The following is a 23,310-nucleotide window of genomic DNA, read 5'->3' as shown; positions in this document are numbered from 1 at the left end:
TAAAAAATTAAGCTTTATTAACACTAATTACTTGTGATTGTGTAACGGACTTTAGACCATCTACTCCAAACTCTACTCCATAACCAGAACTTTTAACACCTCCAAATGGAACCATTGGATGTACTGCTCCATGTTGATTTACCCAAATTGTACCAGCTTCAATTCTTGATGCTACTTTTTTAGCCTCCTCTACATTAGCAGACCAAACTGAAGCTCCTAAACCAGCCTCCAATCTATTAGCACTTTTTATAGCATCTTCTATATTAGAATACTTTATTATGGGTAGAACAGGACCAAACTGCTCCTCATCTACTATTCTTGTGCCATCTTCTACATCTGCAATGATTGTAATAGGATAGAAAAAACCTTTACCTTCTTTAGCTTTTCCTCCACAAACTATTCTTGCATTATTTGCTTTTGCATCTTCTACTAAATCTACAACTTTGTCGTACTGCATTTTATTTTGAATAGGCCCTAAAACAACACCTTCATCCATACCATTTCCCATTGGCATTTTTTCTGCCAAATCACTAAGCACACTAATAACAGCTTCATATTTACTCTCATGTACATATAATCGCTTTGCACACGCACAAGTTTGTCCCATATTTAAAAATGCTCCCCAAAACAATCCTTCTGCAATAGCTTCTGGATTAACATCTTCCATAACAATAGCTGCATCATTACCACCTAACTCTAAAGTTAAACGCGTCATATTCCCTGCTGATCCTTTTATAATTTTTTCACCAGTACTATTAGAGCCCGTAAACATTATTTTACCTACATCCTTATTAGCAACTAGTTCGGCACCTATTTCGCCTGTTCCACTTACGGTATTTAACACTCCTGCAGGCAACACCTCATTAATCATTCTTACCATTTCTAAAGTTCCTATTGTTGTATATTCAGAAGGCTTTAAAACTACAGTGTTCCCTACTCTAAGTGCCGGAATTATTTGCCAAATAGCAATCATTAAAGGCCAGTTCCATGGTGCAATTGCCCCAACAACACCAATAGGTTTTCTATGTAATTCATCTCTTCTTGTGTCATCTTCAAAAACTACTTCTACTGGCAAGTCTAAAGACGCGGGAACCTGAGTCCAACCTACACAAGCTTGCATCTCAAACATAGAACCTGGACCTCCAAGCGGTTTACCTTGTTCTTTTGTAATCCACGTCGCTAATTCTTCAGTATTATCTGTAAGAACCTCTGCTATTTTCATAATATACCCCTTCCTTTCTTCATCTGCCATTGCAGCCCAAGCTGGTTGTGCTTTTTTTGCAGCCTCTACAGCTTCCGCAACTTCTAATTTTGTAGAAATTGGAGCATAGCCAATAAGATCCTCTGTTGCTGGATTTTTAACTTCAAATGTATTTGTTGGGATTATTTGCTTCCCTCCTATTATTGTATTGTAAGTTTTCATGATTAAGATTTAGAAATTAATATTTGACTGTTTCGTGATTTAAATGAACTTTCAACCAAATTACTATTGATATTCCTATTGTAAATGAATTATTATACGTCATCATCAAACTATAACACATTTAATAAATTTTAACTAAAAAAAATACATATATTTGAATTATATGTTGCTTTTATTAACTATAATTCAAAAACGAAGAGATGGAAAGAAAAATATTTATTGAAAGAAGCACAGAATACAAGTTTAACAATGGTCTTTTAACCATATATGAAACAAACTCTCCTTGCAAAGACATTCTTTTTACTTTCGACAAATACATGATTACCATAATGCTTTCTGGTCACAAAACAGTTATATCTGAAAATATTAAGGTTGAATTTTTTCCTGGAATGGTTTTTATTCCCGAGAAGAACATAGTACAAACAGTAGAGATTAGCAATGCTAGTTTTTCCAATCCTACTAAATGTTTAGTCCTAGATGTAGATCCTAAATTTATTGAAAACCTAGTATTAGAATTAATGGAAAATGAAGATTGGAAAACAAATTTTGAATACACTTTAAATGAAAAACATTCTCATTTTATTTCTAACGACACAAATACTATTGAAAGTTTTGAGCGTTTTTACAAATATTTAAAAGCAGGAAACTCCGGATTAAATAGTATTATTAATAATGCTATATTAAGAGAACTAATACTACGAGTACTTCAAACAGAAGCAGGTGCACTATTAATTAAAAACGTGAAGAATAATATAAAAGATAAGAATATAGAAAAAACAATTAGCTACATTAAAACCAACTTAAGAAATAAAATCACAATTGATGACTTAGTTGCTATTTCTGGATTTGGAAAAACAAAACTTTTTAATCGCTTTAAAGACACTTTCGGAATTACACCTGTAAATTATATAATGAAAGAACGTATTAAGTATTCTATAAAGATAATTAAGAGTATCGATAGCTTACAAAGTGTCGCTTACCAAAGCGGATTTAATACTTATGAACATTTTTGTAAATCATTTAAAAAAATTGAAGGATTATCTCCAATGGCTTACAAGAAGAAAGCGCTTTCCAATAACAAATCAATCATTTAAAATTATTTTTTAAATGTATCGCGAAGTGTTTTATAAACATCTTCTTGCATTATCATGCTTTCTGGAACCTCTCTTAAAGGCTCGACAGCTTTTAAACTCTCGTGGCAATCTGCTGGTAATTGTTGGTACAATTGCGTGCCTTTGGTTTTCCAAGCAATCATCTCGTCGCTTACTTGCTTAATTACTTTTGCAGGATTACCAACCACTAGACTTCGTTTTGGTATTTTAGTTTCGGCTTTCACAAAAGCCATTGCTCCAACAATGGATTCATCTCCTATTTCGGCATCGTCCATAATAACTGTGTTCATTCCAATTAGACAGTTTCTACCCAAATTCGCACCATGAATAATAGCACCATGACCGACGTGTGCACTTTCTTTAAGCGTAATCGACTTACCTGGAAACATATGTACAGTACAGTTTTCTTGTACGTTTACACCATCTTCTAAAATAATTTGTCCCCAATCTCCGCGAATAGCAGCACCCGGACCAATATAACAGTTTTTACCAATAATAACATTTCCTGTAACTGCTGCTAATGGATGTACAAAACTACTTTCATGAACGACAGGCGTATAACCTTTAAAACTGTAAACCATAATTTTATTACTAATTATTAAACTGTTAAATACTCATAAAAATGACAGAAAAACGTAAGGTTTTGTATATTTAAACCTACTACTCCCAAATAAACATATCAAATTATGAATCACACAACATCATCTTACACTATACAAAAAGAGGATATCCCTCAATTATCATTTTCTAAAACTGAAACTTTAAGTAGCGCTAAAAAGAGAAAATTAAGATCTCATTATTTAGAGCGTGCCTCGCAACTAGGCAACTTATTAAAAACTAAAGTGAAGATTTATTTTATAGATAGCACCAATAAACTGATAAGTGTAAACACAACTATTTGGGCTGTAACTTCTAATTTTGTTGTATTAAAACAAGGAATTACAATCCCAAAACATAGTATTATTTACATAGAGTAAATTCAATTTTATTTAAATCCTTTTAGTTTTTCTTTTGTAAAATCTGAAAGCACCAATCTACCACTAGTTTGAGCGCGTTCGGCTAAAAGCGCATCCCAATCGTCTGTGCCTTGCCAGAATACTTTTTTCATTTCTAGCATAGCTTCAGTATTGTAGGTACACAAATGTTCTGCTGTTTCTTTAACAGCTACATCTAGCGCTTCTGTGCTTTCAAAAACGTGGGTATATAATCCTTTTTCTTTTGCGAATTCTGGCGAATAGAATGTATTAGCATCAATCGCTATTTGCGACATCGCGCTTACACCCATTTTGCGCTCGATTGCTGGTCCAACTACAAATGGTCCAATACCAATATTTAATTCACTAAGCTTAATAGCTGCGAATTTTGATGCCATACAATAATCGGTTGCAGCTGCTAATCCAACACCTCCTCCAACTGTTTTACCTTGTACACGACCGATAATAAATTTCGGGCATTTACGCATGGCGTTAATTACGTTTGCGAATCCTGAGAAAAACACTTTTCCTGTTGCAGCATCGTTGATGTTTATTAACTCTTCGAAACTTGCTCCTGCGCAAAAAGTTCTTTCTCCTCCACTTTTAAGAACGACCACTTTTATAGTGTCATTAGTTCCAGCATCTGTTATTGTTTGCGCTAATTTCGCAAGAATATCTCCTGGCAGAGAGTTATGTGCAGGATGGAAGAATTCTATATATCCTACTTCGTTTTGTATGTCTAATTTAACGTATGGTGTACTCATGGTTTTTTATATTTCTTGTCATTGCGAGGACGAAGGACGAGGCAATCTTTTGATGAGATTCCTTCACTTTGTTCGGAATGACAGTTTCATTTATATTAATCCGAATTGCTCAAAGTGGTGGTTCAAGTGTTTACGTTCTAACAAATACGATTCATATTTATTTAGTTCGCCAAAAACCATATTTTTCAATTTAGCTTCCGGATTTTCTTTAAAGAACAACTTATAAGCTTCTCTTGCTTCTATAAACTTTACTTTTGCTGTTTCAAAATCGGAATGTACTAAATCTTCTAATTCCTTTTTTCTATATGTTGGAAAAGCGGTTCCCATTAGGAATTTATCATAACTATATAAAGAGTTATGTACTTTTTCTAATATTTTTTCTGGTGTAGCTATTTCAAAATCCTGAATCTCTCCAGAACAAATTCTATATGTAAGTTCTAAATGCTCCATCAAATGCTGAGGCGTTAAAAGTCCCCAATTTGGTTTTGAATCTTCTTTTAATTTGGAAAGACAATCCGTGATTTTATCTTCCGTCATTTCAATGAAAGCTTCCTGTTTCTTTTGCACCATGGTTAAAATAGTAGCAATAGCAACTAATTCATCTTCCGCATCAAAAACCTCCACATACCATTTTACGATACCGCTAGGATGTTCTGCCGAAGCGACATCTCTATCTACTTTTTGCTTACACGTTAATCGTACATAAACGGTATCATTGTGATATAATGGACGCAAGAATCTACAGTCTTCTAATCCGTAATTCGCAGCTACAGGTCCTTTATTTGGATATACAAATAATCCTGCCGCTGCAGAAATAATGAAATACCCATGCGCAGTTCGCTTCTCAAAAATACTACCTTCTAACGATGTAATATCTGTATGCGCGTAAAAATGATCCCAAGTAAGATTCGCAAAGTTGATAATATCTGTATCTGTGAAGGTACGCTTATGCGTTTTTAGTGACATTCCTGGTTGAATATCTTCCCAATGGTATTTAAATGGATGCTGTGGTGCTTCCTTATATTTTGCATTTTGTTGATAAATACCAGTAATTTCCGTAATTGTAGTTGGCGAACCTTGAATAGCTGTACGTTGCAAATAATGTTTTATGCCACGCATTCCACCCATTTCTTCTCCACCACCTGCTCGTCCTGGTCCTCCATGCACCAAGTAAGGTAAAGGTGAACCATGACCTGTACTTTCTTTAGCCATATCCCGATTCACAACCATAATACGTCCATGATGAGATGCAGCATTAACAACATAATCTTTAGCAATTCTATCGTCGTTGGTAGCAATTGAAGATACTAAAGACCCTTTACCCATTTGCGCTAACAAAATAGCTTCATCTAAGTTTTTATAAGGCATTATTGTACTTACTGGACCGAAAGCTTCACGTTCGTGAATGATTGTATTTTCAAAAGGACGATCAGAGCGTAATAAAATAGGACTAATAAAAGCGCCTTTTTTAGCATCTGCTCCAATGGTATTTATTTGATCTAAACTTCCGTAAACTATTTGTGCTTCTTTAGACAAATCATTTACAGAATCTCTAACCGCTTGCACTTGTTGATGACTAACTAAAGATCCCATTCTCACTTCTTTTAATCTAGGATCTCCAATAGTCACCTTATCTAATGCTTTTGATAATGCCGTTTGCACATCTTCCACTAAATTTTGCGGAACAATTATTCTACGTATTGCAGTACATTTTTGCCCTGCTTTAACCGTCATTTCTTTTCTAACCTCTTTAATAAACAAGTCGAATTCTGGTGTTCCCGGAACTGCGTCTTCTCCTAAAATTGAAGCGTTTAAAGAATCGGCTTCCATAGTAAATGGTACAGATTCTTGTATTAATTGTGGATGCGCTTTTAATAAGCGTCCTACTTTTGCTGAACCCGTAAATGTTACAACATCTTGAGACTCCACAGTGTCAAGAATTGTTTTTACGGTTCCGTTTATGATTTGTAATGCGCCTTCTGGTAAAATACCAGATGCTATAATTTCTTTTGCTACAGCTTCGGCTAAATATGATGTTGAAGGTGCTGGCAAAACCACAGCAGGCACTCCAGCCATCCAGTTTACGGCACATTTTTCTAACATTCCCCAAACCGGGAAATTGAATGCATTAATATGTACTGCAACTCCTTTTTTAGGCACCATAATGTGATGCGCCATAAAGCGTCCGCCACGAGACAAATCGATAGCATCTCCTTCTACGTGATAGGGTTGATTTGGGAATAGTTTACGTAATGAAGCATTAGCGAATAAATTACCAAAACCACCTTCGATGTCAATCCAACTATCTACTTTGGTTGCTCCGGTTCTATAGCTTAATTCGTAAAATGCATTTTTTCTTTTGGTAAGATACATGGCTAAACTCTTAAGCATGTTTCCTCGCTCTTGAAAAGTCATTTTACGAAGTTTCTCTCCTCCTTTTGTTCTTCCGTAGTTTAGAATTTCTGGAACATCTAAACCTTCGATTGCAATACTAGCGAATGCTTCACCTGTTACCGCATCTAGAATTGGTGTTCCTTCTTCTTTACCTGTTGTCCATTGTCCTTGAACGTAGTGCTCTATCTTTTTCATTGATAAATGTATTTATCATTCCCTACAAATGGGAAACTATTTTTATGTCTTCTCGATACCATTCCGATAAAAAATCGGAATAACTCGAAGTGACTTTATAATTATATTTTTTCACCTACAAGGTTTTTGAATCCTTGATCGATTTGTAATCTTCTATTTGTTTCGCAAAACTTCCCTCATCTTTAAAAGCAATTAAATTTCCATCTGGATCTTTAAATTTTGCTACTTTTCCCCAAGTATATTCTTGGTAATCTACTTCGATATTTTGTTTTTTTAATCTATCGGAAACCTCTTTTACATCTGCTACATTTATCCGTAGACAAGTATCATTTTTCTTTTCTGAATTGTCTTCTAGATAATCTAATCTATCTTCTTTTTCTACCATTAAATAGGTTCCGAAGAAATCAAAACACGTTAAATCGTCATTCCGAAATAATATCGAAAGGCTTAAAACTTTGGTATAAAAAGGAACACACTCCTTATATGCTTTTACATATAAAATTAAACCTGCTCTTTTTACACTCATATTCCTAATTTTGTTTTAATACCTACAGGGTTTTTAAAACCTCGCGGGATAACTTTTTTCTAAACCTCAAAAGTAAAAAAAACCTATGCGATCTTTTTCATTCGAGTGAGTTTGCGTTAGCGATTGAACGGTTTGTTTGAGCTCCTTTTTGATTTTCTCAAAAAGAGCGAGTAGTGAAAGCGCGACCCTTGTGGTAACGCCCAAACTACGCCAAAGCTTCGTTGGACAAACCCAAATACTTTAACCTTGTTATCTTAATTAAAACCTACAAGGTTTTGGAAACCTTACAGGTTACAAATTCACATTTTCAATAATCGCTGCATATCCTTGTCCGACACCAATACACATAGTAATCAACGCGTATTTTTTGTTCTGTTGCTTTAATTCTAAAGCTGCAGAAAACGCAACTCGCGCACCTGTTACACCAAGCGGATGACCAATAGCAATTGCACCTCCATTGGGGTTAATTCTGGAATCGTTATCGGCTAATCCCCAAGCACGAATGCAGGCCAAAGCTTGTGCTGCAAAGGCTTCGTTAAGCTCGATAACATCGATATCGTCCATTGTTAAACCTGCTTTTTCTAAAGCTTTATTAGAAGCTTGCACTGGACCAATTCCCATAATTCTTGGTTCGACACCAACAACTGCTGAACTCACGATTCTTGCTAATGGTTTTAGGTTGTATTTTTTTACTGCATCTTCTGAAGCTATAATTGCTGCTGCTGCTCCATCGTTTAATCCTGAAGAATTTCCTGCCGTTACGCTCCCGCCTTCTTTTTTAAATGCTGGACGTAATTTTCCTAAAATTTCTAAAGAAGATGTAGGCTTTATAAACTCGTCTTTTGAAAATTGTATTGGATCTTTTTTACGTTGTGGAATCTCGACAGTAACTATTTCTTTTGCTAATCGACCGCTTTCTTGTGCTTTGGTTGCTTTTTGCTGACTCCAAAGTGCGAATTTATCTTGGTCTTCGCGAGAGATATTATATTTCTCGACTAGGTTTTCGGCAGTATTTCCCATGCCGTCTGTGCCGTACATTTGTTGCATTTTAGGGTTTACAAAACGCCATCCGAAAGTAGAATCGTACATTTTAGAATCGCCTCCAAATGCGGTTGATGGTTTTGCCATTACGTATGGTCCACGCGTCATGTTCTCTACTCCTCCAGAAATAAAGACGTCTCCATCTCCTGCTTTTATCGCACGATTTGCGTGTATAATTGCTGACAAACCTGAACTACATAAACGATTTACTGTTTCTCCTGGAACTGTAAATGGTAATCCTGCTAAAAGTGATGACATTCTTGCAACGTTACGATTGTCTTCTCCTGCCTGGTTTGCACAACCCATAATAACATCGTCGTATGCTTCTTTTGGGATACTTGGATTACGTTTTACAATTTCTGAAATCACTAATGCTCCTAAATCATCTGTGCGAACTGCTGATAATGTGCCTTTATAATTCCCTATTGGTGTTCTAATGCCGTCTATTATGTATGCTTCCATTTTTTGAAATTGAAATTGAAGTAGAAGATTAAAACCTCATACTTCACATTAATATTATTTTATTTGCGCTATCTAAAGGTCGGGTTTTACGTTACATCTTTTTGCTTGTTCTCAATACAAAATTGATAAAAAGCGATTTTACTCGAACTAACATAAAAAAAGGATGTCACCGCAATCTCTAAAACACTTACCATGTTTTTCTATTAAATAAGCTCTGTTTACTTTTTTGTAATAAACCTCTCTACATCAAAATTTAATTTATAAGCGCCGAAAATGTGTCTCCGTTTCTTATATCTCCAGTATTATAACCTTTCATAAACCACTCCATACGTTGTTTTGAAGTTCCATGTGTAAAACTATCTGAATTTACACTACCACTACTTCTTTTTTGAATAGTATCATCTCCCACTGCATTGGCAGCACTCATAGCTTCCTCTATATCTCCAGATTGTAAATATTTTTTATTGTGGTGTGCCCAAACTCCTGCATAGAAATCGGCTTGCAACTCTTGTGCCACTGAAAGTTTATTTGCTTCAGTTTTGCTTGTTTGGCTTTGTAATTGTCTTACTTTATTAGAAGTCCCAAGAATTGTTTGAATATGATGTCCAACTTCGTGTGCTGTTACATAAGCTATTGCAAAATCACCGCCTTTTGCTCCAAAACGCGTCTGTAATTCATCGAAGAAAGCCAAATCCATGTATAACTTCTGATCTCCAGGACAGTAAAAAGGTCCTGAAGCTGATGTAGCACTTCCACATGCTGTAGAAACAGCATCTGTAAATAATACCATTTTTGGCTCCTTATAATTACCTAAATTATATTCACTAAATATTTTATTCCACACATCTTCGGTATCTGCTAAAACGGTAGACATAAAGTTACCCATGACTTTTTCCTCATTTGTCAACTCTCTTGTTTGAACTTGTTGTGTCGTTTGGCTATTTCCTATTTGCTCTACTAATGGCGCTATTTGCTGACCTGTTTCTCCACCAAAAAGCTGCAAAAGAATTACTACGACAGCAACTAACCCGCCACCTGCAACTAATTTACCTTTACTTCCACTTCCTTTTGCGCGTTGATCTTCAACATTCCCACTTTTTCTTCTACCTTGCCATTTCATATTTTAACGCTACGCTTTATTTGTTATGCTTCTTTTATTCCCAATCTTTTTGAGTACGATAAGCGACACCTTTAAAAAGTGCAACCATTTCATCTCCTTTTTTTACTTCAATAATATTGAAGCCTAATCTATTTTTTACAGTTTCTATTATTGATTCTGCAACTATATAATCGCCTTCGTTTAATGCTTCAATATGATTAATACTGGTTTCTATAGAAACCGCATATTTACCATGCGTGTTTGCTGCAAATCCAAAAGCTGTATCTGCTAATGAGTAGCTAATTCCACCATGTGCTTTGTTCATGCTGTTTAGCATTTCTTTTCTTATGGTCATTCCGACTTTACATCGTCCGATTTCGCATTCTAAAATTTCTATTCCTAACCAAGTGCTGTAAGCATCTTGAGATAGCATTTTATGTGGAATTTGTTCTGGTTTCATAATTATTCTTCTGTCACTTCGAGTGATTTGTGAGGTACGAGCAAATTGTATCGAGAAGACTTTCTTATTCTCGATACAAAATTACTAAAAAAGCAATTTCACTCGAACTGACATTATATTAAAAAAATGTTTTATTTTCTTTATTCATTTTGCGTAATAATGGACTACAACGGTATCTATCTTCGTGATATTCGTTATACAATACATCTAATTTTGACACACACCAATCGATTCCTTTTTCGTCTGCCCAAGCTAATAATCCTTTAGGATAATTTACACCTTTAGTCATTGCAATATCTATATCTTCTGCTGATGCTATGTTTAAAAATAATGCATCTGCTGCTTCATTGATTAGCATTACTAAAACTCTATCGAAAATAGTTTGTGACAAAGCTGCATCTTCTGTTGGCTCTGGTTTTACAGCTCCTTTTGAATAATCATAAAATCCTTTTCCAGATTTACGTCCTAAATAACCTGCCTCCGAAAAACGTTTTTGAGTAAATGATGGCTTGTATCTTGGATCGAAATAAAATGCTGTAAAAACTGTTTCGGTTACTGTGTAATTGACATCGTTGCCTATGAAATCCATAAGCTCGAATGCTCCCATTCTAAAATGACCTAAAGACTTTAAACTATGATCTATGGTTGCAAAATCTGCTAGTCCTTCTTCATAAATTCTTAAAGCTTCACCATAAAATGGTCTTGCTACTCTATTTACAATAAATCCTGGTGTGTCTTTAGCGACTGCTACTACTTTTTTCCAATCGTTAATAGTTTGTATTGCTTTTTCAAGCACTTCTTTTGATGTTTGAATGGCTGGAATAACCTCAACCAACTTCATTAAAGGTGCTGGATTAAAAAAGTGAATTCCTACACAACGCTCTGGTTTATTAAGTGATGCTGCAATGGATGCTATTGATAAACTAGATGTGTTTGATGCAATTATACAATCGCCTGCAACATAGCTTTCTAATTCTGAAAACACTTTTTTCTTAATGTCAAGGTTTTCAATAATAGCTTCAATAGTCAGGTTTGAATCTGCTAAATCTTTTAAATTATTAACATAAGAAATGTTAGATTGGATTCTATTTTTTTCTTCAGAATCTATTCTTCCTTTTTCAATTAAACGATTTAGAATTTTTTCTAAAGCTGCTTTAGCCTTATCTAATGCTGCTTGATTGGTGTCGTATAATTTTACTTTACAACCAGAAGTTGCAGCAACTTGCGCAATACCACTCCCCATTGTTCCTCCTCCTATGATTCCTACGTTCATACTATTATTTTCCTTTGAATTCTGGTTTTCTCTTTTCTATAAATGCAGCAACTCCTTCTGCATAATCTTCACTTTGTGCTGCTTCAATTTGTAATTTTGATTCTAATGCTAATTGCGCTTCTAAATCATTTGTCATAGATTGATTAAATAATTCTTTAATCATACCTAATGCTTTGGTTGGCATATTTGCTAGTTTTAAAGCTAGTTTATTTACGTCTTCTTCAAAACTTTCTAGTGGAATCATTTTGTAGATCATTCCCATTTTATCAGCTTCTTCTGCAGAAATCTTATCTCCTAACATCGCTAATGCCAATGCTTTTTGAAAACCTATTAGTCTTGGTAAAAAGAAAGTTCCTGCACTATCTGGAACTAAACCAATTAAACTAAAGGCTTGAATAAAACTTACTTTTTCATGCGCTACAACAATATCACAAGCTAAAGCTATATTTGCACCTGCTCCTGCTGCTACTCCATTTACAGCTGCGATTACTGGTTTTTTAATATTTCTTATTCTTGTTATAATTGGATTATAATGCTCTTCTAATATTTTTTTAAATCCTGGATTTAAATCTGGATCTGTAACTTCTTTTAAATCTTGACCTGCACAAAAAGCTTTTCCATTTCCTGTAAGAACGATTGCTCTCACTTCTTCATTTTTTTCACAAGCATCTAATGTGTCGTGTAATAAAAATGCCATTTCACGATTGAAACTATTAAATACTTCTGGTCTGTTAAGCGTGATGTATGCTACTTTATTTTCTATTTTTAATAGAATTGAATTATTACTCATACCTTATTTTTTGTTATTTGTTCTCGATACAAAATTGCAAAAAAGCAATTTCACTCGAACTGACATCAATTTTCTATTTTAAACATTTAAAATAATCAAATGGTTCTTGGCAATCGTCGCACTGAAATTGTGCTTTACATGCTGTCGAGCCAAATTGGCTTACTAATCTTGTGTTTTTAGACCCACAATTGGTACACTTTACCAAACGTTTACCTTCTAACAAAACACTTATATCTGCTTCTGCGCTTAAAGGTGCAGCAATACCATAATCTTCTAGAGCTTTTCTTCCTCTTGGCGTAATCCAATCGGTTGTCCAAGCTGGTGCAAGAATTAATTCTATTTCTGAATTATATCCTGCTACTTTTAATGCTGCTTTGATATCGTCTCCGATAACATCCATCGCTGGACAACCACTATAGGTTGGTGTTATTTGAACTTTTACACTATTATTTTCTATAACAGCTGTACGAACAACTCCCATATCCATGATTGATAATACCGGTATTTCAGGATCTGAAACTTGTTCCAGAATTGGAATTAAGATTTGGTCTATGTTTTGTTCCGTTGTTGTCATGTTTACTTTCCGTGAAAACGGAAATCTTATTTTATTGCTTCTCGATACAATTCCGATAAAAAATCGGAATCACTCGAAGTGACATTTTTTTTTCAATTTATCAGATTCGTGGCTTCGTAGGAGTTTGTTACCACTCCATATTTGGATACGCTCTTTGCATATATTGTAAATCGCTTAATAAATATCCTAAATGTTCTGTATGAATGCCTTTTTTTCCTCCTTTTTGGAACCATTTAGATTCTGGGATTTGTAAAGTAGATTCTTCTAAAACAGCATTTACTTTATTGTAATATGCCTCTTTTAACTTAGTAACATCTACACCTATTCCATCTGAAACCATAGCTATATCCGCTTCTGTTTGATGAAACAACTCGTCTGTGTACGTCCATAAACCATCAATAGCTTCTTGCATTTTTTGGTGACTTACTTCTGTACCATCTCCTAAACGTTTTATCCAATCTGTAGAAAAACGCAAATGATAGCTTACTTCTTTTATGGATTTGTTGGCAATTGCAGACAATGTTAAGTCTTTACTTTTCTGTAATTCGGTTAAAAATAAAAAGTGGTAAACATCGAACAAAAACTGACGTGCCATTGTATATGCAAAGTCTGTATTTGGTTGCTCTACCAATAATACATTTACATATTCGCGCTCTTTACGAAGCATTGCAATATCATCTTCTGTTCTATTATCTCCTGCAATTTTCGCTGCATATTGATAATAGCTACGTACTTGCCCGAATAAATCTAGTGAAATATTTGTACACGCTATATCTGTTTCTAGGCTTGGTCCATGACCTGTTAACTCTCCTAATCTTTGTCCGAGAATTAGACTATTATCAGCGATTCCTAGAATGTATTTGTATAAGTTTTCGTTTTTCATCTTAAGCGCCCACGAAAGTGGGTATCTATTTAATTACTTCTCGATACAATTCCGATAAAAAATCGGAATCACTCGAAGTGACGATTATTTTCAATTTATGAGATTCTTGCCTTCGAAGGAATTTTACATGTGCTTTACTTCGTCTGGCAAATCGTAAAATGTTGGATGACGATATACTTTATCGTGAGCAGGCTCAAACATTTCGCCATTATTCTCAGGATTTGAGGCTGTAATGTTTTTAGATTCTACAACCCAAATACTTACACCTTCACTTCTTCTTGTGTACACGTCTCGTGCATTTTCTAAAGCCATGTCTTCGTCTGCTGCGTGTAAACTACCGCAGTGACGATGTTCTAATCCGTTTTTACTTCTTACGAAGATTTCCCAAAGTGGCCAGTTTTTTTTATCAGACATAATTTATATGTGTTTTTTCATCTTGTTCTCGATACAAAATTGCAAAAGCGCAATTTCACTCGAACTGACAATGAAATTTAAATTGCTTGTTTTTGTTTTCTTTCTTGTTGTTCTCGATACAAAATTGCTAAAAGGCAATTTCACTCGAACTGACAGCACTATTAAATAGCCTGTTTTTGTTTTTGGCCTCTTTTCTTATCTGCGTAAGCCATGGCTGCATCACGAACCCATTCTCCTTCTTCCCAAGCACCAACTCGTGCTTTCATTCTTTCCTTATTCATTGGTCCATGACCTTTTACTACTTGCCAGAATTCGTCCCAATTGATTTCTCCGAAGTCGTACATTCCTTTTTCTTCGTTCCATTTTAAATCCGGATCTGGAATTGTTAATCCAATTAATTCGGCTTGAGGTACGGTTTGATCTATAAATTGCTGACGTAAATCGTCGTTAGACTTACGTTTTAATTTCCATTTCATGGATTGCTCTGTGTGAATAGACTCAGCATCTGTAGGACCTAACATCATTAAACTTGGCCACCACCAACGGTTTAGCGCATCTTGAGCTAATTCTTTTTGCTCAGGTGTTCCGTTAGCTAATTTTATCATGATTTCGTAACCTTGACGCTGATGAAAACTTTCTTCTTTACATACACGTACCATTGCTCTTGCATATGGCCCATAAGAGGTATTACACAATGGCACTTGATTTATAATTGCTGCGCCATCTACTAACCAACCTACGGCTCCCATATCTGCCCAAGTTACTGTTGGATAGTTAAAAATGGAAGAGTATTTTGCTTTACCAGAATGCAGTTGCTCGTATAATTCTTCGCGAGAAACACCTAGAGTTTCGCAAGCGGAATATAAATATAATCCGTGTCCTGCTTCGTCTTGTACTTTTGCTAAAAGTGCTACTTTACGTCGTAAAGATGGTGCACGAGTGATCCAGTTTCCTTCTGGAAGCATACCTACAATTTCGGAATGTGCGTGTTGCGACATTTGCCTAATATGCGTTTTACGATATTTTTCTGGCATCCAATCTTTTGGTTCGATTTTCTCGTCTCTTGCGATACGTGCTTCGAATTGCGTTTCTAGATTCTTTATTTGTTCTTCACTCATAATATATAGTTGTTCGTGAATATTTATTTTTTATTAATGGATTCCTATTTTAACTGGAATGATGAAATCTGTTTTATAAATTTACCTAAACTTAAGAATATTCACGATTCTTAATTGGTATGTGCGTTAAGGATTGCAGCGTTATCCTTTTTTGTTTTTCTCAAAAAAGATTTAAGCGGAAAGCCTGACCCTTTTTAGGGTAACGCCATTATTATATTTTAAACATCGAAATCGACTATTACTCTATCTGTTGTTGGTACTGCTTGACAGCTTAATACCAGGTTTTGAGAGACTTCTTTATCGCTTAATGCGTAATTTACTTTCATTTCGACTGCGCCTTCTTTGACTTCGCATTTGCAGGTGCTACAAACGCCTCCTTTACATGCGAATGGCAAGTCTGCTCCTGCTCCCAAGGCTGCGTCTAAAATATTATCGTAGTCTTTGGTCATGGTGAAAGAGAATTCTTTTCCGCCATCTACAATGGTTACTTCTACGCCTTCTACATTTTGTTTTGCTAGGCGTTCTGCTCTTTTAATATCTTCGTCTGAAAGTCCTGTTACAAAAAGCTCGAAATGCACTAATTCTTTTGGCAAGCCTGCATTTATTAGATACTCGCTTACGTAGTTCACCATTTTTTCTGGTCCACAAAGAAAGACTTCGTTAGTATCTGGAATGTCGATAAACGTTTTTGTTAATACTTGCATTTTATCGTCGTCGAACCTACCGTTGAACAACTCGATATCTCTGCGCTCTTTGGTTAAGAAATAATATATTTCTAGTCTGCCGAAAAATGCATTACGCAGTTGCTCTAACTCTTCTTTAAAGATAATAGATTTTGCAGTTTTATTTACATAAAACAGTTTGCAAGTTGCATTTGGCTCTGCTGTTAAGTGTGCTTTTATCATCGAAAGCACTGGTGTTACACCACTTCCTGCTGCAAAGAATAAGTAATTTTTAGTTTGCTCTGGTTGCACCGGAACTCCGAAGTTTCCACTTGGAGCCATTACTTCTAGTTCGTCTCCTGTTTTTAAACTTTCGTTTATATAGGTAGAAAATTTACCTCCTGGAATTAGCTTTACAGCGACTTTCCATTTTTTATCTGTGGGACTTGAACAAAGGGAATAAGAACGACGAACATCTTCTCCATTAATGTCTGCTTTTAGCGTTAAATGCTGACCTTGACGGAAAATGAATTCGTTTTCAAGTTCTGTAGGAACCTGAAAATCTATAACAGAAGTATCTTCTGTTTCTTTATATATATCCTTGATTTTAAGCTTATAAAATTGAGCCATAGTTATACTTAATATAAAAACTAACACTTGTTAGTCTGCTCAACAAAGCTACAAAATTATTTTATAACTTTTTGTTAATTCCTTGAATTAGGATTTCGCTTAGGTTATTTGCTAGATCATTTACGTTAATATCTTCTTTTTTAGGAATCCAAAGAAATAGCGATCGTAAAGTGGAAAGCATTGTAAACATTATAATTTCTGGATTGACTGGTTTTATTTCGGAAGATGAAATGCCTTCGTTAATTATTTTTATAAAAGTTGCTTCGTAGTTGTTTCTTAATGTTAAATAATAATCTGATTGCCCTTCTAAATGCATCCAATCGTTATTTAGTGATGCCATTTCGTTGGTGCTATTTGTTGTAATTTTTACGTGAAGTGCAATAACCTGACTCAACTTATCGAGACTACTATTATTTGAATTATAAATAACATCTATGCCTTTGGTAAATTCTTCGGCAATAGATATAATAATAATTTTTAATATTTCTTGCTTTGAATTTATGTGATTATACAAGCTTGCAGCCTTCATTCCCATTGCAGTTGCCAAATCTCGCATTGTTACTGCACTGTAGCCTTTCTCTTTAAAAAGTTTGGCTGCTGTTTTTATAATTTCTTCTTTTCTGGTTTGTTGCATCATATTGCGGATGAAGATAAAAAAAATATGTTGTAACTTTTGTTACTTACCTTTTGAAAAAAATAAATGTAATTTGTAGAAAAAATAAAACTATGGGATTTTTAAGCTTCTTATTTGGGAATAAAAATGAAAAAATTAAAGAATTACAGTCTAAAGGCGCAATAATTTTAGACGTTAGAACTAAAGCTGAATATAGTAAAGGCGCTATTGCTGGATCTAAAAACATACCTCTTCAAGAGCTTTCAAACAAAATAAACGAAATTAAAAAACTTAACAAACCAGTAATTACATGTTGCGAAAGCGGTGTACGTTCTGCCAACGCTGCTAGTATATTAAAAGCACAAGGTATTGAGGTTGTTAATGGAGGCGGTTGGAGCAGACTAAATAGTAAATTATAATTTAATAGTATTTAGATCTAAAACATTTAGTACTGGGTTTTCATTATACTGTAATGTCCAACCCAAAGAGTTTGTTAGAATATAAAACTTAGACAACTCGCTTATTAACCTATTTTTGGCGTTAGATTTTAATTCTGAAGCTTCAATTTTTTTTAATAACTGTTTAGTTACCGTTTCTTTTATTGTGTTGTAGTCTTTGGCTTCGAATGGGTTGAGATAATCTGCTTGAATATCATAATACTCGAAATCTGGACTGATTTTTATTTCTTCTTTTGGGATACTTAAAATAGTGAGTATTTTGTTTTCTTCGTCTATATTGTACTCTATCTTACTTAAATTGTAAGCTATAGTTACGTCTGCATTAACAACAACCAGTGCCTTTTTCTCTGCTATAATTAGATTTGCAAAAAGATCTTTAGACTTGTTATAATTAAAAACCTGACTAAAATGACCCTCAGTCACTACTAACTTCCCTACATTTTTAAGCGATTCTTGAATTAGTGCAGAGTTTTCTTTTAGCACAATTTTTTCCTTATGCTGATCTCCACAATATTTAAATGTAAAAAGAATTATTAATGTAATAACAACTCCAAAAATTATGTTCCTCATAAATCGAAGGTAAGTAAAAATTGGGCATAAAAAAACATCAATTACATTAAGAGATTGACTTCATAAAGTAATTGATGTTTTAACAAATTGATGATTAATAGCAATTAAATTTAACATTTAATTATTAAAAGCAACTATTTTATCGATTAAACATATATAAAACTGTTAAAACTACCAAGTAGAGTATAAATTCTTACAAAAGCATTAATCGAATTTTATATGCTGATAATGAGAACTTAACACGTTTTTCTTTTTCTTTAATTGTTGAAGAAACCTCTGATGCGCATCAGATTTCTCATTAAAAGGTTTATGTTGAAGTCCTTTTTGTACTGCATCGATATCACTCATTATGCTAAGTGCCTCTGAAGCCATCCAAACCTGTTGAAACTTTTGCCATATATATTCTACTGCAGTTTCATTTGGGTGTAACATGTCGCTTTTATAAAAACGATAATCGCGAAGTTCGTCTAGCATAATTTCATAAGAAGGAAAATAGGAGACTTGATTTTTAACGACTTGATGTATTGCCGAAATTAAATGCGATTTACTAAGTGTGTTTTCAACAAAACCATCTTTTATATGCCTTACAGGTGATACTGTAAAAACAATAGATGTTGTTTTGTTTACTGATTTAACAGCTTCAATAATAGATTGCAAACTCTGCTTTATTTCTTCAGTAGAAAGTAAGATTTTACGAAACTCTTTTTGACGTACTTTATGGCAATTAGCAACTATTTTATTGCTTTCAACTAATTTATAAACCCAAGATGTACCAAGTGTTATTATAATATGGGTTGCTTCTGCTATTTGCCTATTTGTTAATTCAAGATTATTATTTAACTCTTGAACTAAGGCTTCTTTTGATGCATTACTTAATTGCGAATGCCCATCGAAACAATGCCATTGTTCGTTATTAAAAAACACATCTTCTTCTGTATATTTTTTTTGTTGAATAGCCCGAACAACCAAGTTTTCAATCGCTTTAGGATGAAATAATATACCAAAAGGATTAGAAACACTTTGAAATTTAAAATATTCGAATTTATCGCCAATATTTTCTGAAAAACAGGAACCCAAAAGCAAGAGTTTAGAATTATAATCTATGAGATTATGCTCTTCTTTTTTTAGCTTTATTTGGGTTTGCAGTTTCATTTAATGCGCAGTATGCAATTTATGATAGATTTGATATGGATAAATTTCATAATAAGAATTGGCCTCCATTATAGACGACTCCTTATTATTTTGCATTTCTATAATTAATGCTTTCGCGGCTTCTTTTTCTCCTATATTCATAAGACATATAGCTTCATACCACATAGCATCGGCAAAACTAGTTTGCACCTTTAAAGACATATCGAAACTAGTTATCGCTTCTTTGTAATTACCCAATTCATAATCTGCAATTCCCAAGTAAAACCAATCTAAAAAATGAAAGGCTTCTTCTGGTAGGTCTTTAGGAAAATCACTAACCTGCTGAGCTTTACTTTTAAGTAAAAAAACCTTTGCTTCCTTAAATTTATTTAACTGAAGATAGTTTAAAGCAATATAAAAATTATAAGTATGGTCCATAACATAAGAATCTCCAAAACGCTCTTTACATTCAAGAAATTCTCTGATAGACTCTTCGTATTCTTTCGAGAAAATACACTTCATAAAAGCACTATAATCTAAATATTTTTCTGGATTATACAATACAGCTTTTGCTAGAAATGGTTTACCTAAACTGTATTTGCGAGCTTTATACAATGGCATCGCTTTTTGCTGCCAATAATAAGCATTTTCGGGATCTATTTGTAATACAGAATCTAAGTACTGCTGCCTTTCCTTTGAAAATAAAGGCACTCGACCAGATTTCTCTAAATACTCTTTCAACTTAACTGAATCTAAACTTGTAATCTGATGCTGTTTTTTAACCGTATTGTTTTTTCCATCTTTAGTATTACAGCTCAAAATTGAAACAGCAACAAAAAGACAATACATTATTTTATAAAAACTATTTTTCTGAAACATATTACCTTCAAATTAAGTATTAAATAAACTTTACCAGCTTACGAAGCCTAACTTATTCAATATAATTTTTCCCTTCACCTAAAGCTTTTTCTATTCCTTCAGGATTCCTGCCTCCAGCAGTTGCGAAGAAAGGTTGTCCTCCTCCACCTCCATGAATATGCTTACCAAGTTCTCTAACTACTTTACCTGCATCTAAACCTTTATCTGCAACTAATTCTTTAGAAACGTAGCAAGACAATAGTGCTTTTCCGTTTTGTTCTGTTGCAAAAAGCAAGAATACATTAGTTTGATTTTCGCCTAGTTTAAAACAAACATCTTTAATTCCGCTAGCATCTAAATCAAGTTTTTTAGCTAAAAACTGAATTCCGTTTATTTCGGTTAATTCATTTTTTAAATCACCAATTATATTTTTGGCCTTATCTTTTAGTAAGCCTTCAATTTGCTTTTTTAAATCGGTGTTTTCATTTTGAAGTTTCACCAAAGCGTCTTTAGGATCCTTTGCATTGTTAAGAAGTGATTTCATTTCAGAATACACTTTACTGTTTTCTGTGTAATAATCCTTAACAGCATCACTAGTAATCGCTTCAATTCTTCTTATCCCAGAAGCAACCGCACCTTCCGATTTTATTTTAAAATGCCAGATATCACCTGTATTTCTAACATGTGTTCCTCCACACAATTCTATAGATTGTCCATAACGAATGGTACGCACTGTATCTCCATATTTCTCACCAAACAACGCCATTGCTCCATCTGCAATAGCCTTATCCATTGGGACATTTCTATTTTCTTCTAATGGTAATTTACCTTCAATTCTACGGTTTACAAAGTTTTCTACCTCTTGTAATTGCTCTGCAGTTACTTTAGAGAAATGAGAAAAATCGAAACGTAAATATTTTGAATGCACAGCACTACCTTTTTGTTCAACGTGTGTACCTAACACCTCACGTAATCCTTGATGTAATAAATGCGTTGCTGTATGATTACATTCTGTTCTAGAACGTTGTTTAGTATCTACAACAGCTTTAAAAGTTTCGTTAATATGCTTAGGTAAGTTTTTTGCAAAATGAATAATTACGTTGTTTTCTCTTTTAGTATCCAAAATGTAAACAACATCTCCATGCTCATCTTCTAAATAACCTTTATCTCCTACTTGACCTCCTCCTTCAGCATAAAATGGTGTTAAGCTAAAGACTAATTGATACATTTCACCATCTTTTTTAGAGGTTACTTTTCTGTATCTTGTAATTTTAACATTAGCCTCTAAAGCATCGTAACCAATAAATTCTTGTTCTGCATCGTCTATTAAATTAGTCCAATCATCAGATTGTAACGAAGACGATTCTCTACCTCTACTTTTCTGTTTCTCTAACTCTTTATTAAATTCAGCTACATTATAAGTGTATCCTTTTTCACGAAGTATTAAATCGGTTAAATCTTCAGGAAAACCATAAGTATCTTTTAATTCGAAAACTTTAGCACCTAAAACTTCTTTCCCTTTTGTTGTTTCAATAATACGATCAAGCAATAATAATCCTTGATCTAAAGTTCTTAAAAAAGACGTTTCCTCTTCCTTAATAACATTTTCTATAAGTTGCTTTTGTAATTTTAATTCTGGAAAAGCGTCTCCCATTTTATTACTCAACACATCTACCAACCTGTAAATAAATGGCTCTTTTTTATCTAAAAAGGTAAAACCATAACGTACAGCGCGACGTAAAATCCTGCGTATTACATACCCTGCTCCTGTATTACTAGGTAATTGTCCATCTGCAATTGAGAAAGCCACGGCACGAACATGATCGCTAATAACACGAATAGCAATATCTATTTTCTCGTCTTTATTATATTCTTTATCTGTAATAGTTTCTATCTCGCGAATAATTGGCGTGAAAACATCGGTATCGTAATTAGACTTTACATCTTGCATTACCATACACAAACGTTCGAATCCCATACCTGTATCGATATGTTTGTTTGGTAAGTTTTCAAGAGATCCATTAGCTTTTCGGTTATACTCCATAAATACCAAGTTCCATATTTCTACAACTTGCGGATGGTCCATATTTACTAAATCCTTACCATCTACTTTTGCTTTTTCTTCTGGAGTACGAATATCTACATGGATTTCACTACAAGGTCCACAAGGCCCTTGCTCTCCCATTTCCCAGAAGTTATCTTTTTTATTTCCTTTTAGAATTCGATCTTCAGAAATAAATTGCTTCCAGATATCGTAAGCTTCGGTATCCATACTAAGGTTATCGTTATCATCGCTACCTTCAAAAACAGTAACATATAAAATATCTTTATCTATTTTATAAACATCAACCAACAGCTCCCAAGCCCAAGCAATTGCTTCTTTTTTAAAGTAATCTCCAAAAGACCAATTCCCTAACATTTCGAATAAAGTATGATGGTACGTATCGTAACCCACTTCTTCCAAATCATTATGTTTACCAGAAACACGCAAACATTTTTGACTATCTGTTAATCGTGTATTCTTAGGTTCTCCATTTCCTAGAAAGTACTCTTTAAAAGGCACCATTCCTGCATTTACGAACATTAACGTTGGATCATCCTTTAAAACCATTGGTGCAGACTGCACAATGCTATGTTTCTTTTTTTCGAAAAAACTTAAAAATGTAGAGCGAATATCTTGAGATTTCATCTGTTTATTTATTATTTTATTGTTTGCTAAAATGCATAAACTTCAAACTTTAGCTAACACTAAACTTTTGATAGAATGCCTTTTATATACTATTGTTAATAATCTTACTTTAACTAATCACTAACGTTAGAAAACAATTTATATATTTGTTTTACGTTTTTTTATAATGTAGCTTAATATTGAGCTTCATTTAACTG

General features: G+C 34.0%; 22 protein-coding genes and 1 pseudogene. 3 read left to right on the top strand and 20 right to left on the bottom strand.

The genetic code is table 11. From position 1 onward, the window contains the following. Positions 1-7 precede the first annotated feature (7 nt). A complete protein-coding gene (locus tag ASC44_RS12295) occupies positions 8-1,423 on the bottom strand; it encodes an aldehyde dehydrogenase family protein (RefSeq protein ID WP_055447880.1) in 1,416 nt (471 codons plus the stop codon). A 200-nt stretch (positions 1,424-1,623) separates the two neighbouring features. Here ASC44_RS12295 and ASC44_RS12290 point away from each other — a divergent pair, with 200 nt between their 5' ends. Continuing rightward, on the top strand, positions 1,624-2,517 hold the full coding sequence (locus ASC44_RS12290; protein WP_055447879.1) for an AraC family transcriptional regulator: 894 nt from the start codon (positions 1,624-1,626) through the stop codon (positions 2,515-2,517). Positions 2,518-2,519: 2 nt separating this feature from the next. On the opposite strand, the gene ASC44_RS12285 is transcribed toward ASC44_RS12290, so the two are convergent. Next, on the bottom strand, positions 2,520-3,116 hold the full coding sequence (locus tag ASC44_RS12285; protein ID WP_055447878.1) for an acyltransferase: 597 nt from the start codon (positions 3,114-3,116) through the stop codon (positions 2,520-2,522). 105 nt (positions 3,117-3,221) lie between these two features. Between ASC44_RS12285 and ASC44_RS12280 the strand changes: the two genes are divergently transcribed. Then, a complete protein-coding gene (locus ASC44_RS12280) occupies positions 3,222-3,512 on the top strand; it encodes a hypothetical protein (RefSeq protein WP_055447877.1) in 291 nt (96 codons plus the stop codon). Positions 3,513-3,520: 8 nt separating this feature from the next. On the opposite strand, the gene ASC44_RS12275 is transcribed toward ASC44_RS12280, so the two are convergent. From ASC44_RS12275 to ASC44_RS12210, 14 genes and pseudogenes are all read right to left on the bottom strand, one after another. Beyond that, positions 3,521-4,273, bottom strand: coding sequence for an enoyl-CoA hydratase/isomerase family protein (locus ASC44_RS12275; RefSeq protein ID WP_055447876.1), 753 nt, complete (start codon positions 4,271-4,273; stop codon positions 3,521-3,523). 90 nt (positions 4,274-4,363) lie between these two features. Continuing rightward, a complete protein-coding gene (paaZ, locus tag ASC44_RS12270) occupies positions 4,364-6,862 on the bottom strand; it encodes a phenylacetic acid degradation bifunctional protein PaaZ (protein ID WP_055447875.1) in 2,499 nt (832 codons plus the stop codon). Positions 6,863-6,977: 115 nt separating this feature from the next. Further along, on the bottom strand, positions 6,978-7,388 hold the full coding sequence (locus ASC44_RS12265; RefSeq protein ID WP_055447874.1) for a VOC family protein: 411 nt from the start codon (positions 7,386-7,388) through the stop codon (positions 6,978-6,980). A gap of 291 nt (positions 7,389-7,679) precedes the next feature. Then, a complete protein-coding gene (gene pcaF, locus ASC44_RS12260; RefSeq protein ID WP_055447873.1) occupies positions 7,680-8,891 on the bottom strand; it encodes a 3-oxoadipyl-CoA thiolase in 1,212 nt (403 codons plus the stop codon). 253 nt (positions 8,892-9,144) lie between these two features. Further along, entirely contained in the window at positions 9,145-10,011 is an 867-nt protein-coding gene (gene ypfJ, locus ASC44_RS12255; protein ID WP_055447872.1) for a KPN_02809 family neutral zinc metallopeptidase, read from the bottom strand. A 34-nt stretch (positions 10,012-10,045) separates the two neighbouring features. Further along, positions 10,046-10,450, bottom strand: a complete 405-nt coding sequence (locus tag ASC44_RS12250; RefSeq protein ID WP_055447871.1) for a hotdog fold thioesterase — start codon at positions 10,448-10,450, stop codon at positions 10,046-10,048. A 118-nt stretch (positions 10,451-10,568) separates the two neighbouring features. Beyond that, positions 10,569-11,723, bottom strand: a complete 1,155-nt coding sequence (locus ASC44_RS12245; protein ID WP_055447870.1) for a 3-hydroxyacyl-CoA dehydrogenase NAD-binding domain-containing protein — start codon at positions 11,721-11,723, stop codon at positions 10,569-10,571. A 4-nt stretch (positions 11,724-11,727) separates the two neighbouring features. Next, on the bottom strand, positions 11,728-12,513 hold the full coding sequence (locus ASC44_RS12240; protein ID WP_055447869.1) for an enoyl-CoA hydratase-related protein: 786 nt from the start codon (positions 12,511-12,513) through the stop codon (positions 11,728-11,730). A 73-nt stretch (positions 12,514-12,586) separates the two neighbouring features. Continuing rightward, positions 12,587-13,087 (bottom strand): 1,2-phenylacetyl-CoA epoxidase subunit PaaD, encoded by a 501-nt coding sequence (gene paaD / locus ASC44_RS12235; RefSeq protein WP_055447868.1) that lies wholly within the window; start codon positions 13,085-13,087, stop codon positions 12,587-12,589. A 127-nt stretch (positions 13,088-13,214) separates the two neighbouring features. Further along, a pseudogene (paaC, locus tag ASC44_RS12230) lies at positions 13,215-13,976 on the bottom strand (1,2-phenylacetyl-CoA epoxidase subunit PaaC); the annotation flags it as partial. Between the two features lie 117 nt (positions 13,977-14,093). After that, positions 14,094-14,384, bottom strand: coding sequence for a 1,2-phenylacetyl-CoA epoxidase subunit PaaB (gene paaB / locus ASC44_RS12225; protein WP_055447866.1), 291 nt, complete (start codon positions 14,382-14,384; stop codon positions 14,094-14,096). 161 nt (positions 14,385-14,545) lie between these two features. Beyond that, on the bottom strand, positions 14,546-15,502 hold the full coding sequence (paaA, locus tag ASC44_RS12220) for a 1,2-phenylacetyl-CoA epoxidase subunit PaaA (protein WP_055447865.1): 957 nt from the start codon (positions 15,500-15,502) through the stop codon (positions 14,546-14,548). A gap of 218 nt (positions 15,503-15,720) precedes the next feature. Further along, complete coding sequence (locus tag ASC44_RS12215; RefSeq protein ID WP_055447864.1) at positions 15,721-16,794, bottom strand: 2Fe-2S iron-sulfur cluster-binding protein; 1,074 nt, start codon at positions 16,792-16,794, stop codon at positions 15,721-15,723. A 61-nt stretch (positions 16,795-16,855) separates the two neighbouring features. After that, positions 16,856-17,431, bottom strand: coding sequence for a TetR/AcrR family transcriptional regulator (locus ASC44_RS12210; protein ID WP_055447863.1), 576 nt, complete (start codon positions 17,429-17,431; stop codon positions 16,856-16,858). A gap of 89 nt (positions 17,432-17,520) precedes the next feature. On the opposite strand from ASC44_RS12210, the gene ASC44_RS12205 reads away from it, so the two are divergent. After that, positions 17,521-17,826 (top strand): rhodanese-like domain-containing protein, encoded by a 306-nt coding sequence (locus ASC44_RS12205; RefSeq protein WP_055447862.1) that lies wholly within the window; start codon positions 17,521-17,523, stop codon positions 17,824-17,826. On the opposite strand, the gene ASC44_RS12200 is transcribed toward ASC44_RS12205, so the two are convergent. From ASC44_RS12200 to alaS, 4 genes are all read right to left on the bottom strand, one after another. Further along, positions 17,821-18,435 (bottom strand): DUF4230 domain-containing protein, encoded by a 615-nt coding sequence (locus ASC44_RS12200; RefSeq protein WP_055447861.1) that lies wholly within the window; start codon positions 18,433-18,435, stop codon positions 17,821-17,823. The two genes, ASC44_RS12205 and ASC44_RS12200, sit on opposite strands and share 6 nt — an antisense overlap. 204 nt (positions 18,436-18,639) lie before the next feature. Then, a complete protein-coding gene (locus ASC44_RS12195; protein WP_055447860.1) occupies positions 18,640-19,587 on the bottom strand; it encodes a GSCFA domain-containing protein in 948 nt (315 codons plus the stop codon). After that, positions 19,588-20,415, bottom strand: a complete 828-nt coding sequence (locus ASC44_RS12190; RefSeq protein ID WP_152973321.1) for a tetratricopeptide repeat protein — start codon at positions 20,413-20,415, stop codon at positions 19,588-19,590. It abuts the gene before it with no gap. 82 nt (positions 20,416-20,497) lie between these two features. Then, complete coding sequence (gene alaS / locus ASC44_RS12185) at positions 20,498-23,113, bottom strand: alanine--tRNA ligase (protein ID WP_055447858.1); 2,616 nt, start codon at positions 23,111-23,113, stop codon at positions 20,498-20,500. Between the last annotated feature and the right edge of the window lie 197 nt (positions 23,114-23,310).

It is taken from the genome of Lacinutrix mariniflava, from assembly GCF_001418015.1.
GTDB classification, from domain to species: domain Bacteria; phylum Bacteroidota; class Bacteroidia; order Flavobacteriales; family Flavobacteriaceae; genus Lacinutrix; species Lacinutrix mariniflava.
This window is presented reverse-complemented; position numbering and strand designations above follow the sequence as displayed.